The organism is Modestobacter marinus (genome assembly GCF_019799945.1).
GTDB classification, from domain to species: Bacteria; Actinomycetota; Actinomycetes; order Mycobacteriales; family Geodermatophilaceae; genus Modestobacter; species Modestobacter marinus_B.
The window spans coordinates 1-506 of the sequence record NZ_JABGCH010000238.1 but is presented as its reverse complement, the minus strand read 5'-3'; the positions used below and the strand labels follow the sequence as shown (position 1 = coordinate 506).

General features: G+C 74.5%; 1 protein-coding gene. It reads right to left on the bottom strand.

What is annotated here, in order from left to right; genetic code table 11:
- The coding region (locus HK417_RS24750) for an alcohol dehydrogenase catalytic domain-containing protein (RefSeq protein ID WP_222273553.1) at positions 1-506 on the bottom strand (506 nt) is incomplete at both ends.

The following is a 506-nucleotide window of genomic DNA, read 5'->3' as shown; positions in this document are numbered from 1 at the left end:
CCGACCCCGCCGCAGCCGAACACCGCCACGCTCTCCCCGCGTTGCACGGCGCCGGTGTTGATCGCCGCGCCCACCCCGGCCATCACCCCGCAGCCGAGCAGCCCGGCCGCGGTGGCCGGCGCGGCCGGGTCGACCTTGGTGCACTGCCCGGAGTGCACGAGCGTCTTCTCGGCGAACGCCCCGATGCCCAGCGCCGGGGACAGCTCGGTGCCGTCGGCCAGGGTCATCTTCTGCGCCGCGTTGTGGGTGTTGAAGCAGTAGTGCGGCTGGCCCTTGCGGCAGGCCCGGCACTGCCCGCACACCGCCCGCCAGTTCAGCACCACGAAGTCCCCGACCGCGACGTCGGTGACCCCCTCCCCCACCGCGGCCACGGTCCCGGCGGCCTCGTGGCCGAGCAGGAACGGGAACTCGTCGTTGATCCCGCCCTCCCGGTAGTGCAGGTCGGTGTGGCAGACCCCGCAGGCCTGCACGTCCACCACCGCCTCACCCGGCCCGGGATCGGGGAC